This window comes from Streptomyces sp. NBC_00414, from assembly GCF_036038375.1.
In the GTDB taxonomy this organism is placed as follows: Bacteria; Actinomycetota; Actinomycetes; order Streptomycetales; family Streptomycetaceae; genus Streptomyces.
Genome location: NZ_CP107935.1, coordinates 2,945,677 through 2,962,034, shown reverse-complemented (window position 1 = coordinate 2,962,034; position 16,358 = coordinate 2,945,677). Strand labels below are relative to the sequence as shown.

Below are 16,358 nucleotides of genomic sequence, written 5' to 3'. Positions count from 1 at the left end.
GAAGTGCGGCATTCGGACCGTGTACGGTCCGCTTCGCCATCCAAGCCGATCACTCCTCAGGAGTCCGGTTGGGTGTCGATTGAGTAACAGACCTTGATGTGAGGCAAAATCTCCGCCTCAGGTCGGGCACAAGTCCGGCCTCTCACGCGTTACCTGCGCTGAGACACCGCAGACACCCAGAGGGGGAGAGCGACATGGCAACGGATTACGACACCCCACGCAAGACCGACGACGACGTCGACTCGGACAGCCTTGAAGAACTGAAGGCTCGCCGGAACGACAAGTCGACTTCGGCGGTCGACGTGGACGAGTTCGAGGCCGCCGAAGGCCTGGAACTGCCCGGAGCGGACCTTTCCAACGAGGAACTGGCCGTCAGGGTCCTGCCGAAGCAGCAGGACGAGTTCACCTGCATGAGCTGCTTCCTGGTCCACCACCGCAGCCAGCTGGCCCGAGAGAAGAACGGCCAGCCGATCTGCCGCGACTGCGACTGAGGCAGGGTCGGCCGTGACAGGCTCGACCCCGCCCTGGAAGCGCCGCTTTCGTGACCGGGGAGCGGCCGGTCCGTCTCAGGACGGCTTGCAAGACGACGAGCGGGGCCACCCGGCCTCGCTCGAAGCAGTGGACGCGACAGGCGCTTCCGGCGCCCTGGAGGTGCCGGTGACCAAGGCGCCTGTCGCCAGACGCCGAGCGGCCGCCGTCGGCCACGGGGTCAAGGAAGGCGTCCGTAGAGGCGGCAGCCGGGCCAGAGCGGGCCTGGCGTACGTCACCGACCGCATCATCGAGATCGCCCCGCGGATCCCCGTACGCGACCTCGCCGCACTCCGGAAACAGTTTCCGGGCCTGGGGCCCGAACAGCTCGCGGACAAGATCGTCGCGGGCGCGTGCAACGCGACGTCCACCGTGGGCGCGGGCGTCGGCGCCGCCGCGATGATGCCCGTGCCGCCCGCCATGCCCACGGAACTGGCCGCCGAGGTCACGGGCGTCGCCGCGATCGAGCTGAAGCTGATCGCCGAGCTGTACGAGGTCTACGGCCTGCGTCCGCCGGGCAACCTGAAAGAGCGCTCCACCACGTATCTGAACTCGTGGTCGCAGGAGCGCGGCATCGACGTGACCAAGCCGTCGACGTTCAATTCGGCCCTCGGGGGCCAGATGAAGCGCGAGCTGCGCCAGCAGATCATGAAGCGCACCGTCCGGAACCTGCCGAACCTGATGCCCTTCATGGTGGGCGCGGCCGTCGGGGCCCTCATGAACCGCCGTGACACGAGAAAGCTCGCGGACCGGGTGCGCAGAGACCTTCGCAAGGTCCAGGTGCCCTGGGACGCCCTCCCGGCGCTGCCGCCGCTGGAGGAGCCGGCCGACCCGCTGAGCCTGGGCGACCTCCGCGGAGAGCTGGGGCACTGACCCACCGGGACCGCCGCCCGCTGTCGGCGGGCAAAGTTCTGACCCGTGAAAGGAAAAGATTCCGTACGGGTACGCGTACGGAATCTTGTTCGGTTTCGGCCCCGTTGCGGTCCCGGTGGGCGGGTCCCGCGGGTGGGGCCGGTCAGGGTCGCGGTCTGTCTACGCGGACGCCCGCGCCGCTTCCAGTGCCGCCGCCAGACGCTCCGGGTCGCGGGTCGACAGATATACGTACGGGGTCGGGTCCGCCGGGTCGGTGATGTCCACGCGCAGGGCCGTCGGGACGTAGGCGCGCAACAGCATGTGGGCGCGCGCGTCGGCCTTGAACGAGCGCCAGGCGCGGGCCTCTTCGGGGTCGAGGACGTGTGCCTCGCCCAGGGCGGAGACCGGGATCCGGGCCTCGCCCGCGATCAGCGCGCCGCCCACCACGCGAATCCGCGCGGAGCCGTACGAACTGGCCACCACCGCCGACACCGCCGTGCCGCCGACCAGGCCGCCCAGCAGGGGCAGCGTGCCGAAGGGGAGCAGGATCAGCGCCATCGAGACGCCCACCAGCAGGCAGACGAACCACCAGGAGCGGGGCGCGGTCAGACGTTCTTCGTACGGCGAGGCCAAGGGCTGCATACCGCCAAGCCTGCCACGGTGCGTGCGGTCCGCTGACGCGGAGGTAAGGTCTGCGCCTGTGAGTGGTACATCTTCGGCCCTGCGGCCCCCGGCCGACGCCGTGGCGCCGGTGCGCCATCCCGACGCGCCCGCACCGGGCGAGCTGCTCGGCGCGCACTACGACAAGTGCTTCGGCTGCGGCGGCGGACAGCCGCACGGGCTGCACCTCGAGGCCCGGGCGGACGAAGGGGTGAAGATCACCGCGGAGTTCACCGTGCAGTCCGCGCACCAGGGCGCTCCCGGTCTGGCGCACGGCGGTGTCCTCGCCAGTGCCCTCGACGAGACCCTCGGCTCGCTGAACTGGCTGCTGCGCACCATCGCCGTGACCGGCCGCCTGGAGACCGACTTCGTACGGCCCGTGCCCGTGGGTACCGTGCTGTATCTGGAGGCCGAGGTCACCGCGGTGGCCGGACGCAAGATCTACTCGTCCGCCACGGGACGGATCGGTGGCCCCGAGGGGCCCGTCGCCGTCCGTGCGGACGCTCTCTTCATCGAGGTGAAGGTCGACCACTTCGTCGACAACGGCCGGCCGGAGGAGATCCGGGCGGCCATGGACGACCCCGACCAGGTCCGCCGTGCCCGCGCTTTCGAGGTGAACCCGTGACCCCCGCCCAGGCCCCGGTCGGCGTGCTGATCAAGCGCGTCGACCCGGACGTACCGCTTCCGCAGTACGCGCATCCCGGCGACGCCGGCGCGGACCTGCGGACCACCGAGAGCCATGTGCTGGAGCCCGGCGAACGTGCCGTGCTCCCCACGGGGGTGTGCATCGCGCTTCCCGAGGGGTACGCGGCCTTCGTGCACCCGCGTTCGGGGCTGGCCGCCCGCTGCGGTGTCGCCCTCGTGAATGCCCCGGGGACGGTTGATGCCGGGTACCGTGGGGAGATCAAGGTGATCGTGGTGAATCTCGACCCGCGCGAGTCCGTGCGGTTCGAGCGCTTCGACCGGATTGCCCAACTGGTCGTCCAGCAGGTCGAGAAGGTGAGCTTCCAGGAAGTCGCGGAGCTTCCCGACTCGGCGCGGGCCGCAGGGGGCTTCGGGTCCACCGGCGGACATTCCGCGGTGGGCGGCACAACGGGTGGGAATCGATACGCTTCGGTCGTATCCGACCGGGAAGGACAGTGACGTGTTCGGACGTCGCAAGAAGGGCAGTGCCGCCGAGGACGCGGCGGGCGAGGCCGAGCAGGTCGTCGACGGCGTCGACACTGAGGCGGACGGGGCGGAGCGCGAGCGCGTGAGGCTCGAACCGGAGCCGCGTCCCGACGGGCCCTGGGACAGCACCGAGGTGCGCGATCCGGCCGACGGCCGGGTCGACCTGGGTGGCCTTTTCGTGCCCGGGGTCGACGGCATGGAGCTCCGGGTGGAGGTCGCGGGTGACGCGATCGTCGCGGCCACGGTGGTGCTGAAGGACAGCGCCGTCCAGCTGCAGGCATTCGCGGCTCCCAAGCGCGAGGGCATCTGGGGCGAGGTGCGCGAGGAGATCGCCACCGGCATCACCCAGCAGGGCGGGGTCATCGACGAGGTCGAGGGACCGCTGGGCTGGGAGCTGCGCGCTCAGGTACCGGTGCAGCTGCCGGACGGCACGGGCGGCTTCCAGGTCGTCCGGTTCATCGGTGTGGACGGCCCCCGCTGGTTCCTGCGCGGAGTGATCTCCGGGCAGGGCGCGGTGCAGCCGCAGGCCGCGGGTCTGCTGGAGCAGATCTTCCAGGACACCGTGGTGGTCCGCGGAGAGGGCCCGATGGCCCCGCGCGACCCGATCGTGCTGAAGTTGCCGGACGACGCGCAGATGGTCGCTGAGGGTGTGCAGCAGGAGGAGCAGGCCGGGTCCCGCTTCTCCGGCGGCATGGGGCAGTTGCAGCGCGGCCCGGAGATCACCGAGGTCCGCTAGCCGTATCCACAGCCGCGCGGGACGTGTGCACGGACGTGCGCGACGGGCCGCATTCCCCATGGGGAATGCGGCCCGTCGTCGTCTGCGCGGTCCGGCTTCTCGTCCGGCCGCATGTCCGGCTCGGGTCCGGCGCATGTCCGGACATGCGGGCTCCCCGGGGTCCTTCGTGTGGGCCGAACGAGTGAAGAAGGCCCCTGGTCGCCACCCGAATACGGCTACTCTGCGTCACCCTGGGCATGACGAAGGAGGGTGGGGATCTCAACTCCCTTGATCCACACCCGACTTGCCGATCATGAGAATCCATGGGGGATGCGAAGTGGGTACCAACTGGATCGAGAAGGCGCAGCGCTTGGGTGACGGGAGCATCGGAGGGGCGATGGATCTCCCGTCGGTTCCGGGCCGTGTCGTCTGGCACACCACGGAGAGCGGCACGGGCGACGACGCGTTCAGGGCCGTGGCGGCGGATCTGATCAGGAAGGGCGCCGAGCCACACCTGCTGTACGACCCGACGACCGACCGGCTCGGCCAGTTCGGACCGCTGAACCACAGCGCGCGCGCCCTGCTCAACGACGGGTCGACGAGGACCAACCGCGTCGGAAAGGTCTGCATCCAGATCGAGGTGCTGGGGCGGGCCGCCAAGCCGTTCACCAAGACCTGGAAGCCGGGCCCGAACTACAGGGCCTTGATGGCCGCGATCCGCTCCTGGAAGATCCCGGACACCTTTCCGGCCGGCCGTCTCGCGACCTCGGCCGCCGACGCGACCAACCGCCCCCGCTCGGTCTGGATGAGCAAGGGCGGCCACTACGGCCACGCGAACATCCCGGGCAACGACCACTGGGACCCGGGCGACATCAACAGGTCGGCCCTGTTCGAGGCGGCCCCGGCCGAGAAGCCGGGGAACGGCGCCACGTCGGCCAAGCCCGTCGTCGACCTCGGCAATCTGATCGCCGCCGCGCGCCGGGACCCGGGGCTGCCGCAGGGCGGCAGGACGCACAAGCCGGACGTCCTGGTCGTCGAGAAGGCACTTGTCGCCGAGGGGCTGCTGCCCGCCCAGTGGGCCGACGGTTCCTTCGGCAGCAAGACCGTCGAGGCGTACGCGGCCCTCCAGCGCCGCTACGGCTTCAGCGGCACGGACGCGAACGGCATCCCGGGGCAGACCACCCTCAGCAAGCTCGGCCGGCAGCACGGCTTCACGGTCAAGGCCTGAGGGGTCCGCCGGACGCCGGTGATGTCAGCGGGCTGAGCCGGGGCCGAACCGCCCTGGTGGGCGACCCGCGCGGCCCGTAGGTTCCGGACGGCGTCCGGTGCTCGCGGGCCGTTCCCGTTCCCGACGCCCGCCATTTCTCTTGACGCGGACATGGTCTGTACCTATGGTCCCGGCCAACGCCTGTGTTCATAAAGGCATTCCGTGTTCACATACGAGAACGGATGGCCCCCCATGAAGCCGACCGCTCCGGTCCCCCCGCATCCCGCACGCCCCGCACACCCCTCACGCGCCGCGCGTCACCGCGGAGGGTCCCGCCTCGCGCTCCTCGCCACCGTCACCGCCCTGCTGGCCGGCGCCCTCGCCTGGCCCGCCGCACAGCACGCCGAGGCGGCGCCCGCCACCTTCGCGCACCCCGGAGTCACCGTCTCCCGCGGCCAGTTGGACTTCGCCCGACAGCAGGTCAACGCGGGTGCGCAGCCCTGGAAGGGCGCGTACGACCAGATGATGTCGAGCAAGTACGGCTCGCTCACGCGCACCGCCAAGCCCCGCGCGGTCGTCGAGTGCGGCTCGTACTCGAACCCCAACAACGGCTGCACCGACGAGCGTGAGGACGCGATCGCCGCGTACACCCAGGCGCTCGCCTGGTATGTCACTCGGGACGCCCGGTACGCGAAGAAGGCGATCGAGCTGATGGACGCCTGGTCCGGGACCATCCAGGACCACACCAACAGCAACGCGCCGCTGCAGACCGGCTGGGCGGGCTCGTCCTGGCCGAAGGCCGCCGAGATCATCAAGTACACGTACGACGGCGGCTGGGCGAACTCCGGCCGCTTCTCGACGATGCTGCGCAACGTCTATCTGCCCAAGGTCATCAACGGCTCGAACTCCAACGGCAACTGGGAACTGTCGATGATGGAGGCCGCCGTCGGCATCTCCGTCTTCCTGGAGGACAAGACCTCGTACGACAAGGCCATGGCGAAGTTCCGCACCCGTACGGCCGCCTACGTCTACCTCTCCTCCGACGGCGCCCTGCCGAAGACCGTGCCCAGCCAGAACCTCGACACCACCCAGAAGATCGTCAACTACTGGCAGGGCCAGTCCACCTTCGTCAACGGGGTCACCCAGGAGACCTGCCGCGACTTCACCCACACCGGATACGGCATCTCCGCGATCGCGCACATCGCCGAGACCAGCCGCATCCAGGGCCAGGACCTGTACGGCACCGACGTCGGCGAGCGGCTGCGGCACGCGCTCGGCTTCCAGGCCAGGTACCAGCTCGGCGAGGCGGCCCCGAGCTGGCTGTGCGGCGGGTCGCTGCACCTCGGACTCGGACCGATCACCGAGGTGGGTTACAACGCCCTGCACAACCGGCTCGGCATCGCCATGACCAACACCGAGCGGCTGACCGCGCAGAACCGTCCGGCGGGGAGCAACAACCTCTTCGTCGCCTGGGAAACGCTCACGCACGGCGACAACCCGAGCTGAACCGTTGCAGGTCCGGGCGCCGGACGGGGATACTGGCGCCCGGTCGACGGGGGACACGGGGGAGGGGCGAGGGGTATGGGCCAGGTCGTGACGCGCACGGTCGGCACGGACACGATGGTGCGAGTGGAGGGGGTCCGCCGCTCGTACGGGAGCGGTGCCACCGCCGTACACGCCCTGCGCGGGGTGTCGTTCGACATTCCGCGCGGTGAACTCGTCGCTCTCAAGGGGCGTTCGGGTTCGGGCAAGACCACCCTGCTGAACCTCGTCGGCGGCCTCGACGAGCCGGACGGGGGACGGATCACCGTCGACGGGCTCGACCTCTCCGGACTCGGCGAGAACGGGCTGCTTGAGCTGCGCCGGGACCGGATCGGCTTCGTCTTCCAGTCCTTCGGGCTCATCCCGATCCTGACGGCCGCCGAGAACGTGGGCGTGCCCATGCGACTGCGCCGGGCCGACCCGCGCGAGCGCGAGGAACGCGTCGAGCTGCTGCTCTCCCTGGTCGGGCTCGCCGACCACGCGGCGCAGCGGCCCGGTGAGCTGTCCGGCGGTCAGCAGCAGCGCGTCGCCATCGCCCGCGCCCTCGCGAACAACCCGGCGCTGCTCATCGCCGACGAACCCACCGGGCAGCTCGACGCCGAGACCGGTATCGGGGTGATGGAGCTGCTGCGGGCGGTCGTCCGCAGCGAGCAGGTCACCGCGCTCGTGGCCACCCACGACGCGGCCCTTCTGGACCTGGCCGACCGGGTCCTTGAGCTGCGTGACGGTGAGATCGTGGAGAGCTGACGTCTGGGCCCCGGGCCCAGGCCCCGTGCCGGGGGCTGAGGGCTTGGCCGCTCGATTTCGTCCGCGGGCCAGGTGGGGGCTGGTCGCGCAGTTCCCCGCACCCTTAGAAGCGAAAGACTGCGCCGTTCCCCGCGCCCCTAAAAGCACAAAGACTGCGCCGTTCCCCGCGCTGCTCGAAGATTGGGGCGCGTCAGGGTTGTGTCAAAGACGTTCGTACCCCCGCCTCCCGCCCCGTTCGTCCGGATCGTCGGCCGTATGGTCTACCCAGCCACGCAGTGCGTTTGGGAAGACAATGAGGCCATGGGACGCGGCAAGCTTCGGATCTACCTCGGTGCGGCACCCGGCGTCGGCAAGACGTACGCGATGCTGTCCGAGGCGCACCGCCGGGTCGAGCGGGGCGCGGACTGTGTGGTCGCCTTCGTCGAGCACCACGACCGGCCGCGCACGGAAGTGATGCTGCACGGCCTGGAGCAGATCTCCCGCAGGGAGCTGGCCCACCGGGGCGCCGTCTTCACCGAGATGGACGTCGACGCGGTCCTGGAGCGCGACCCGGCCGTCGCCCTGGTGGACGAACTGGCGCACACCAATGTGCCCGGCTCCCGTAACGCGAAGCGCTGGCAGGACGTCGAGGAACTGCTCGCCGCCGGTATCGACGTCGTCTCGACGGTCAACATCCAGCACCTCGAATCGCTCGGTGACGTCGTGGAGTCGATAACGGGCGTCCGCCAGCGCGAGACCCTCCCGGACGAGGTGGTGCGGCGGGCCGACCAGATCGAGCTGGTCGACATGTCACCCCAGGCGCTCCGCCGCCGGATGGCGCACGGCAACATCTACAAGCCCGACAAGGTCGACGCGGCCCTGTCCAACTACTTCCGGCCCGGCAACCTCACCGCCCTGCGCGAACTGGCCCTCCTCTGGGTCGCCGACCGGGTCGACGAGTACCTCCGGCAGTACCGGGGCGAGCACGGCATCCGCTCCACCTGGCAGGCCCGCGAACGCATCGTCGTCGGCCTCACCGGCGGTCCCGAGGGCCGTACGCTGATCCGCCGGGCCGCCAGGCTGGCCGAGAAGGGCGCCGGCGGCGAGGTGCTCGCCGTCTACATCGCCCGCAGCGACGGCCTCACCTCCGCCTCGCCCAAGGAACTCGCCGTCCAGCGGACCCTCGCCGAGGACCTGGGCGGCACCTTCCACCACGTCGTGGGCGATGACATCCCGTCCGCGCTGCTGGAGTTCGCCCGCGGCGTCAACGCCAGCCAGATCGTGCTGGGCTCCTCACGGCGCAAGGCCTGGCAGTACGTGTTCGGGCCCGGCGTCGGCGCCACGGTCGCCCGGGAGTCGGGGCCCGACCTGGACGTGCACATCGTCACGCACGACGAGGCGGGCAAGGGGCGCGGCCTCCCGGTGGCCCGGGGCGCCCGCCTGGGCCGGTCCCGGATCATCGCCGGCTGGCTGACCGGTGTCGTCGGCCCGGCCGTCCTCGCGCTGCTGCTGATCAACGCCGACGCGGACCTCGGGCTCGCCAACGACATGCTGCTGTTCCTGACGCTGACCGTGGCGGCGGCCCTGCTCGGCGGACTGCTCCCGGCGCTCGCCTCGGCGGCCTTCGGCTCCCTGCTGCTCAACTACTTCTTCACCCCGCCGCTGCACCGGCTGACCGTCTCGGACCCCAAGAACATCGTCGCCATCGTGATCTTCGTCGGGGTGGCCATCTCGGTCGCCTCTGTGGTGGACCTGGCGGCCCGCCGCACCCACCAGGCGGCCCGGCTGCGCGCCGAGTCCGAGATCCTCTCCTTCCTCGCGGGCAGTGTCCTGCGTGGCGAGACCAGCCTCGACGCCCTGCTGGAGCGGGTCCGCGAGACCTTCGGGATGGAGTCGGTCGCCCTCCTCGAGCGCACGAGCGACGTCGACCCGTGGACCTGCGCGGGCAGCGTGGGCCCGCACCCGCCGGCGCTCCCCGAATCCGCGGACGTGGACATGCCGGTCGGCGACCACACCGCGCTCGCCCTCTCCGGCCGGGTGCTGCCCGCCGAGGACCGCCGGGTGCTCGCCGCCTTCGCCGCCCAGGCCGTCGTCGTCCTCGACCGCAAGCGCCTCCAGCAGGAGGCCGAGCAGGCCCGCGCGCTCGCCGAGGGCAACCGCATCCGCACGGCGCTGCTGGCCGCCGTCAGCCACGACCTGCGTACGCCGCTGGCCGCGATCAAGGCCGCCGTGTCGTCCCTCAGGTCGGACGACGTGGCCTGGTCGGAGGAGGACGAGGCGGAGCTGCTGGAGGGCATCGAGGCGGGCGCCGACCGGCTCGACCACCTGGTGGGCAACCTGCTCGACATGTCCCGCCTGCAGACCGGCACGGTCACCCCGCTGATCCGCGAGATCGACCTCGACGAGGTCGTCCCGATGGCGCTCGGCGGCGTACCGGAACACAGTGTCGAACTGGAGATCCCCGAGACCCTGCCCATGGTCGCCGTCGACCCGGGCCTGCTGGAGCGTTCGGTCGCCAACCTCGTCGAGAACGCCGTCAAGTACAGCCCTGTCGGTGAGCGTGTCCTCGTCGCGGCCAGCACGCTCGGCGACCGGGTGGAGGTGCGGGTCGTGGACCGCGGCCGGGGCGTCCCCGACGAGGCGAAGGACCGCATCTTCGCGCCCTTCCAGCGGTACGGCGACGCACCGCGCGGCGCCGGGGTCGGCCTCGGCCTCGCGGTCGCCCGCGGTTTCGCCGAGGCCATGGGCGGCACGCTCAACGCCGAGGACACCCCCGGCGGCGGCCTCACCATGGTCCTCACGCTCAGGGCGCGTCCCCCCGGTCAGGAGGGCCCCGCGGAACCCGTACGAGAAGAGCCCGCACAGGCAGGACCCGTACAAGAAGAGCCCGTGCAAGAAGAGCCCGCACAAGCAAGTCCCGTGCAAGAAGGACCCGTGCAAGAAGGACCCGTTCAACCGGAAAGGCAGGCTTCATGACGCGCGTCCTCGTGGTCGACGACGAGCCGCAGATCACCCGAGCCCTCGTGATCAACCTCAAGGCACGCAAGTACGAGGTCGACGCGGCCCCCGACGGCGCCACCGCGCTCCAGCTCGCGGCCGCCCGCCACCCCGACGTGGTCGTGCTCGACCTGGGTCTGCCCGACATGGACGGCGTCGAGGTCATCAGGGGGCTGCGCGGCTGGACGCGCGTACCGATCCTCGTGCTGTCCGCCCGGCACTCCTCCGACGAGAAGGTCGAGGCCCTCGACGCCGGCGCCGACGACTACGTGACCAAGCCCTTCGGCATGGACGAGCTGCTCGCCCGGCTGCGGGCGGCCGTCCGCCGGGCCGAGCCCACCGGGGGCGGCGAGGACGACGTGATCGTCGCGACGGACGACTTCACCGTCGACCTGGCCGCCAAGAGGGTCAACCGGGACGGCCGCGACGTGCGCCTCACCCCGACCGAGTGGCACCTCCTGGAGGTGCTGGTGCGCAACACGGGCCGCCTGGTCAGCCAGAAGCAGCTGCTCCAGGAGGTCTGGGGCCCCTCCTACGGCACCGAGACGAACTACCTGCGGGTCTACATGGCCCAGCTCCGCCGCAAACTGGAGGCGGACCCGTCGCATCCCCGGCACTTCGTCACCGAGCCGGGGATGGGCTACCGGTTCGAGCGTTAGTGCCACGGGTACGTACCTGTCAGCGCCCCCGGTACGCTTTGAGGTATGAGTGCTGTCCCTCGATCCGAAAAGCTGGCGGGCCGGTTCCGGCGCATGATCGACCGGCTCTCCTCCTCTCAGGAGGACCTGGAGTCGGAGGAGCTGCGCGAGGACGCCGAGACCGCGGGCTGCACCCGCATCGGTGACTGCCGCGACCGACAGGTGGTCACGGTTACTGGTACCTTGCGCACGGTCACTCTGCGCCCGAGGGCCGGTGTCCCGGCCCTGGAGGCCGAGCTGTTCGACGGTTCGGCCGCGCTGGACGTGGTGTGGCTCGGCAGACGCTCCATCGTGGGGATAGAGCCGGGGCGCAAGCTGATGGCGTCGGGCCGGATCTCGATGAGCCGGGGCCGTCGCGTGCTGTTCAATCCGAAGTACGAACTCAGACCCCTCGGACGGGAGTAGCCGGTGACGTCGCTCGACAAGCCGACCGAAGACGCCCAGCGGGACGCGCGGGACGCGCAGGACTCACGGGCGGTGACCGAGGCCGCCCTTTTCGAGGCGTTCGGCGGTCTGCGGGGCATGATCGAGACGGTCCTGCCGGGCCTGCTCTTCGTCACGATCTTCACGATCAACAAGGACCTGCACTCGGCGGCCATCGCGGCCCTCGGCGTCTCGATCCTGCTCGTGGTGGTCCGCCTGGTCATGAAGGACACCGTCAAGCACGCGTTCAGCGGTGTCTTCGGTGTCGCCTTCGGTGTCGTCTTCGCGATGATGACCGGCAACGCGAAGGACTTCTACCTGCCGGGCATGCTCTACACGCTCGGTCTCGCCCTCGCCTACATCATCACGACGCTCGCCGGAGTTCCCCTGATCGGCCTGATCCTCGGCCCGGTCTTCAAGGAGAACCTCTCCTGGCGTACGCGTAACCCCGGCCGCAAGAAGGCCTACGCGAAGGCCAGTTACGCGTGGGGCCTGATCCTGCTCGCCAAGTGCGCGATCCTCTTCCCGCTCTACTGGTGGGCCGACACGACCCAGTTCGGCTGGGTCCTCATCGCGCTGAAGATCCCGCCCTTCCTGCTCGCGGTCTGGCTGACGTGGGTCTTCCTCGCGAAGGCGCCGCCGCCGATCGACGTCTTCGCCGAGATGGAGGCGGAGGAGAAGGCCGAGAAGGAGCGGCAGGCCGCGGCCCGGTCCGCCGACTAGGCGGCCTGTGCTGGTGTGGGCCACCGGGGGCTGCCGCCCCCGGACCCCCGCTTCGGCCTGAACGGCCTCGTCCTCAAACGCCGGACGGGCTGGAAAATGAGGGGGCGCCCGGATTTCTCCGGGCGCCCCCTCATTTTTTTGTAGCTCCGGCCGTCAACCCGCCGTGCTCTCCCGGCGTACCGACAGCAGGTCCTCCAGTTGTTCCTCGCGGGCCTGGGCCGCTACGAACAGGAGTTCGTCGCCCGCCTCCAGGGAGTCCTCCCGGGTCGGGGTGAGCACCCGGGTGCCGCGGATGATGGTGACCAGCGAGGTGTCCTCGGGCCATGCCACGTCGCCGACCTGGGTGCCGGCGAGCGCGGACTCCGGGGGCAGCGTCAGCTCGACGAGGTTGGCGTCGCCGTGGCTGAAGCGCAGCAGCCGGACCAGATCGCCGACGCTCACCGCCTCCTCGACCAGGGCCGACATCAGGCGGGGGGTCGATACGGCGACGTCCACGCCCCACGACTCGTTGAACAGCCACTCGTTCTTGGGGTTGTTGACGCGGGCGACGACCCTCGGGACCCCGTACTCGGTCTTCGCGAGCAGGGAGACGACGAGGTTGACCTTGTCGTCACCCGTGGCCGCGATCACCACGTTGCAGCGCTGGAGCGCCGCCTCGTCCAGGGACGTGATCTCGCAGGCGTCGGCGAGCAACCACTCCGCCATCGGGACGCGCTCGACCGAGATCGCGGTCGGCGCCTTGTCGATCAGCAGGATCTCGTGGCCGTTCTCCAGCAGTTCGCCCGCGATCGAGCGGCCCACGGCGCCGGCACCGGCAATGGCGACCCTCATCAGTGACCGCTCTCCTCTTCGGGGCCCTCGGCGAACGACGCCTCGACCTTCTCGATGTCGTCCGTGCGCATCATCACGTGCACCAGGTCGCCCTCCTGCAGCACCGTCTGGGAGGAAGGCAGGACCGCCTCGCCCAGCCGGGTGAGGAAGGCCACGCGTACTCCGGTCTCCTCCTGGAGGCGGCTGATCCGCTGGCCCACCCACGCCGTCGACGCGTGCACCTCGGCGAGCTGCACACCGCCGGTGGGGTCGCGCCACAGCGGCTCGGCGCCCGACGGCAGCAGCCGGCGCAGCATCTGGTCGGCCGTCCAGCGGACGGTGGCGACGGTGGGGATGCCCAGGCGCTGGTACACCTCGGCGCGGCGCGGGTCGTAGATACGTGCCGCCACGTTCTCGATGCCGAACATCTCGCGGGCCACCCGGGCGGCGATGATGTTCGAGTTGTCCCCGCTGGAGACCGCGGCGAAGGCCCCGGCCTCCTCGATGCCCGCTTCGCGCAGGGTGTCCTGGTCGAAGCCGACGCCGGTCACACGACGGCCGCCGAATCCGGAGCCCAGTCGTCGGAAGGCGGTGGGGTCCTGGTCGATCACGGCGACCGTGTGCCCCTGTTGCTCCAGGGTCTGGGCGAGAGCGGAACCCACTCTGCCGCAGCCCATGATGACGATGTGCACGACCGTCCTTCCGGTGTGAAAAGTTACTGCTCAGGCTGAAACAGGGTCTCAGACCGACGCCCAAGCTACACACGCGCGGTCCGTCGGCGGCACCCCTGTGCACATCCGCCCACGACGTGACCGCGATCAGCCCGTCCGCGACGCCGGAGATCAGCGCCGGCTGATGCTGCGCACGCTGACGAGGGTCAGGATGCCGAGGCCCACAAGTCCGGCGGCGGCACCGATGAGTTCAGCAGTGGCACTGATGAGTGCAGCGGTGGCGTGCATGGAACCTCCATGAATGGGCAAAGGGCGGCAAAGTTTTGGCTTTTTTCATATAGGCATGGGGATTCGTCTGACCTGCGAATCCATAAGCGAACCCGTACCGGATTTCACTCGTAGAGCAGATGGGGAGCAGATCGAGAGCGGGTCGGGGACGGATCGGGGACGGATCGGGAGGAGATCCCGGACGGATCGCGGACAGACCTCCTTCTCATCGGTCGCCGCGCGGGGCGAGGGAGGGTGGGCGGGGGAGTGTTCGACCGCTTACGATCCTCACCGTGTCCAAACTGACCGACGTGCCCAAACGGATCCTGATCGGGCGCGCACTGCGCAGTGACCGGCTCGGAGAGACTCTCCTGCCGAAGCGCATCGCACTTCCCGTTTTCGCTTCCGACCCGCTCTCCTCCGTGGCGTACGCGCCGGGAGAAGTGCTGCTCGTCCTGTCCATCGCGGGCGTGTCGGCCTATCACTTCAGCCCCTGGATCGCCGTCGCGGTCGTCGTGCTGATGTTCACCGTCGTGGCGTCCTACCGGCAGAACGTGCACGCCTACCCCAGCGGCGGCGGCGACTACGAGGTCGCCAACACCAACCTCGGCCCCAAGGCCGGTCTCACCGTCGCCAGCGCACTGCTCGTGGACTACGTCCTCACCGTCGCCGTGTCGATCGCGTCCGGCATCGAGAACCTCGGCTCGGCGATCCCGTTCGTCGTCGAGCACAAGGTCCTCTGCGCGATCGCCGTGATCGTGCTGCTCACCCTGATGAACCTGCGCGGGGTCAAGGAGTCGGGCAAGCTCTTCGCCATCCCGACGTACGTGTTCGTGACCGGCGTCTTCCTGATGATCGCGTGGGGGGCGTTCCGCGGGATCGTCCTCGGCGAGACCATGAAGGCGCCGACCGCCGACTTCGAGATCAAGGCCGAGCACCAGGGGCTCGCGGGCTTCGCCCTGGTCTTCCTGCTGCTGCGCGCCTTCTCCTCCGGCTGTGCGGCGCTCACCGGCGTCGAGGCGATCAGCAACGGCGTCCCCGCCTTCCGCAAGCCCAAGTCCAAGAACGCGGCGACCACGCTCGCGGCGATGGGGCTGCTCGCCGTCACCATGTTCTGCGGCATCATCGCCCTCGCCATGGCGACGAACGTGCGCATGGCCGAGTACCCGGCCCACGACCTCCTGGAGAACGGGGTCGCGGTCGGCTCCGACTACGTCCAGAACCCGGTGATCTCCCAGGTCGCCGAGGCCGTGTTCGGCGACGGCAGCTTCCTGTTCATCGTGCTCGCGGCGGCCACCGCGCTCGTGCTCTTCCTGGCCGCGAACACCGCGTACAACGGCTTCCCGCTGCTCGGCTCGATCCTCGCCCAGGACCGGTACCTGCCGCGCCAGCTGCACACCCGCGGCGACCGGCTCGCCTTCTCCAACGGCATCGTGCTGCTCGCGGGCGCCGCCATCCTGCTGATCTGGATCTACGGGGCCGACTCGACCCGCCTCATCCAGCTCTACATCGTCGGCGTGTTCGTGTCCTTCACGCTCAGCCAGACCGGCATGGTCCGGCACTGGAACCGCCACCTGGCCACCGAGAAGGACCAGGCCAAGCGCCGCCACATGGTCCGCTCCCGTGCCATCAACGCGTTCGGCGCCTTCTTCACCGGCCTCGTCCTGGTCGTCGTCCTCGGCACCAAGTTCACGCACGGCGCCTGGGTCGCCCTCCTCGGCATGGTCATCTTCTACGCGACGATGTCCGCGATCCGGAAGCACTACGACCGGGTCGCCGAGGAGATCGCCGCGCCCGAGGGCCCGTCCGACGACAGCGTGCGGCCCTCCCGTGTGCACTCCGTCGTCCTCATCTCCAAGATCCACCGGCCGACGCTGCGCGCCCTCGCCTACGCCAAGCTGATGCGCTCCGACTCCCTGGAGGCACTCAGCGTCAACGTCGACCCGGCCGAGACGAAGGCCCTTCGGGACGAGTGGGAACGCCGCGGCTTCACCGTGCCGCTGAAGATCCTCGACTCGCCGTACCGCGAGATCACCCGCCCGGTCATCGAGTACGTGAAGGGGCTGCGCCGCGAGTCCCCGCGCGACGTGGTGTCGGTGATCATCCCCGAGTACGTGGTCGGCCACTGGTACGAGCACCTGCTGCACAACCAGAGCGCGCTGCGGCTCAAGGGGCGGCTGCTGTTCACGCCGGGCGTGATGGTGACGTCCGTGCCGTACCAGCTGGAGTCCTCCGAGGTGGCCAAGAAGCGTGCCCGCAGGCGTTCGGAGTGGACCGCTCCGGGCTCGGTGCGGCGCGGTCCGGCGGAGCACCGGCCGAAGGAGCCGTCGGGGCCCAAGCGCTGAGGGCGGGACGAGTGTGGTGAGCGG

At 70.1% G+C, this 16,358-nt stretch carries 16 protein-coding genes; 13 read left to right on the top strand and 3 right to left on the bottom strand.

Annotated elements, in window-relative coordinates:
- The first annotated feature begins 194 nt into the window (after window positions 1-194).
- Both OHS59_RS12680 and OHS59_RS12675 read left to right on the top strand, forming a co-directional pair.
- Entirely contained in the window at window positions 195-491 is a 297-nt protein-coding gene (locus OHS59_RS12680; protein ID WP_005481602.1) for a DUF4193 domain-containing protein, read from the top strand.
- Between the two features lie 13 nt (window positions 492-504).
- Complete coding sequence (locus OHS59_RS12675; protein WP_328493515.1) at window positions 505-1,401, top strand: hypothetical protein; 897 nt, start codon at window positions 505-507, stop codon at window positions 1,399-1,401.
- A gap of 159 nt (window positions 1,402-1,560) precedes the next feature.
- Here the strand turns inward: OHS59_RS12675 and OHS59_RS12670 are convergent, their stop codons facing one another.
- Complete coding sequence (locus OHS59_RS12670; RefSeq protein WP_328493514.1) at window positions 1,561-2,022, bottom strand: DUF3093 domain-containing protein; 462 nt, start codon at window positions 2,020-2,022, stop codon at window positions 1,561-1,563.
- A 58-nt stretch (window positions 2,023-2,080) separates the two neighbouring features.
- Between OHS59_RS12670 and OHS59_RS12665 the strand changes: the two genes are divergently transcribed.
- From OHS59_RS12665 to OHS59_RS12620, 10 genes are all read left to right on the top strand, one after another.
- Window positions 2,081-2,665, top strand: a complete 585-nt coding sequence (locus tag OHS59_RS12665; protein ID WP_328493513.1) for a PaaI family thioesterase — start codon at window positions 2,081-2,083, stop codon at window positions 2,663-2,665.
- A complete protein-coding gene (gene dut, locus OHS59_RS12660) occupies window positions 2,662-3,183 on the top strand; it encodes a dUTP diphosphatase (protein ID WP_328493512.1) in 522 nt (173 codons plus the stop codon). The genes OHS59_RS12665 and dut overlap by 4 nt, the downstream gene beginning before the upstream one ends.
- A gap of 1 nt (window position 3,184) precedes the next feature.
- Window positions 3,185-3,946 (top strand): DUF3710 domain-containing protein, encoded by a 762-nt coding sequence (locus tag OHS59_RS12655; protein WP_328493511.1) that lies wholly within the window; start codon window positions 3,185-3,187, stop codon window positions 3,944-3,946.
- Window positions 3,947-4,262: 316 nt separating this feature from the next.
- Complete coding sequence (locus OHS59_RS12650) at window positions 4,263-5,153, top strand: peptidoglycan-binding domain-containing protein (RefSeq protein WP_328493510.1); 891 nt, start codon at window positions 4,263-4,265, stop codon at window positions 5,151-5,153.
- Window positions 5,154-5,384: 231 nt separating this feature from the next.
- Complete coding sequence (locus OHS59_RS12645; RefSeq protein ID WP_328493509.1) at window positions 5,385-6,638, top strand: alginate lyase family protein; 1,254 nt, start codon at window positions 5,385-5,387, stop codon at window positions 6,636-6,638.
- 75 nt (window positions 6,639-6,713) lie between these two features.
- A complete protein-coding gene (locus OHS59_RS12640) occupies window positions 6,714-7,421 on the top strand; it encodes an ABC transporter ATP-binding protein (RefSeq protein WP_328493508.1) in 708 nt (235 codons plus the stop codon).
- Between the two features lie 300 nt (window positions 7,422-7,721).
- Entirely contained in the window at window positions 7,722-10,376 is a 2,655-nt protein-coding gene (locus OHS59_RS12635; RefSeq protein ID WP_328493507.1) for an ATP-binding protein, read from the top strand.
- Entirely contained in the window at window positions 10,373-11,056 is a 684-nt protein-coding gene (locus tag OHS59_RS12630) for a response regulator (protein ID WP_328493506.1), read from the top strand. The genes OHS59_RS12635 and OHS59_RS12630 overlap by 4 nt, the downstream gene beginning before the upstream one ends.
- Window positions 11,057-11,101: 45 nt before the next feature.
- Window positions 11,102-11,500, top strand: coding sequence for an OB-fold nucleic acid binding domain-containing protein (locus tag OHS59_RS12625; RefSeq protein WP_328493505.1), 399 nt, complete (start codon window positions 11,102-11,104; stop codon window positions 11,498-11,500).
- Between the two features lie 3 nt (window positions 11,501-11,503).
- The gene (locus OHS59_RS12620; protein ID WP_328493504.1) at window positions 11,504-12,241 is read left to right on the top strand and encodes a DUF3159 domain-containing protein; all 738 of its coding nucleotides are present in this window, start codon (window positions 11,504-11,506) and stop codon (window positions 12,239-12,241) included.
- A gap of 153 nt (window positions 12,242-12,394) precedes the next feature.
- On the opposite strand, the gene OHS59_RS12615 is transcribed toward OHS59_RS12620, so the two are convergent.
- Together OHS59_RS12615 and OHS59_RS12610 are read right to left on the bottom strand one after the other, a co-directional pair.
- Window positions 12,395-13,072, bottom strand: coding sequence for a potassium channel family protein (locus tag OHS59_RS12615; protein ID WP_328493503.1), 678 nt, complete (start codon window positions 13,070-13,072; stop codon window positions 12,395-12,397).
- Window positions 13,072-13,743, bottom strand: coding sequence for a potassium channel family protein (locus OHS59_RS12610; protein ID WP_107021535.1), 672 nt, complete (start codon window positions 13,741-13,743; stop codon window positions 13,072-13,074). The genes OHS59_RS12615 and OHS59_RS12610 overlap by 1 nt, the downstream gene beginning before the upstream one ends.
- 539 nt (window positions 13,744-14,282) lie before the next feature.
- Here OHS59_RS12610 and OHS59_RS12605 point away from each other — a divergent pair.
- Window positions 14,283-16,334, top strand: coding sequence for an APC family permease (locus OHS59_RS12605; protein ID WP_328493502.1), 2,052 nt, complete (start codon window positions 14,283-14,285; stop codon window positions 16,332-16,334).
- The last annotated feature ends 24 nt before the right edge of the window (window positions 16,335-16,358 follow it).

What these genes read in the sequence shown, in the direction of transcription:
- OHS59_RS12680 (WP_005481602.1), top strand. Translation starts at nt 195, where the DNA reads ATGGCAACGGATTACGACACCCCACGCAAGACCGACGACGACGTCGAC.
- OHS59_RS12670 (WP_328493514.1), bottom strand. Translation starts at nt 2,022, where the DNA reads ATGCAGCCCTTGGCCTCGCCGTACGAAGAACGTCTGACCGCGCCCCGC.
- OHS59_RS12645 (WP_328493509.1), top strand. Translation starts at nt 5,385, where the DNA reads ATGAAGCCGACCGCTCCGGTCCCCCCGCATCCCGCACGCCCCGCACAC.
- OHS59_RS12640 (WP_328493508.1), top strand. Translation starts at nt 6,714, where the DNA reads ATGGGCCAGGTCGTGACGCGCACGGTCGGCACGGACACGATGGTGCGA.
- OHS59_RS12635 (WP_328493507.1), top strand. Translation starts at nt 7,722, where the DNA reads ATGGGACGCGGCAAGCTTCGGATCTACCTCGGTGCGGCACCCGGCGTC.
- OHS59_RS12630 (WP_328493506.1), top strand. Translation starts at nt 10,373, where the DNA reads ATGACGCGCGTCCTCGTGGTCGACGACGAGCCGCAGATCACCCGAGCC.
- OHS59_RS12625 (WP_328493505.1), top strand. Translation starts at nt 11,102, where the DNA reads ATGAGTGCTGTCCCTCGATCCGAAAAGCTGGCGGGCCGGTTCCGGCGC.
- OHS59_RS12615 (WP_328493503.1), bottom strand. Translation starts at nt 13,072, where the DNA reads ATGAGGGTCGCCATTGCCGGTGCCGGCGCCGTGGGCCGCTCGATCGCG.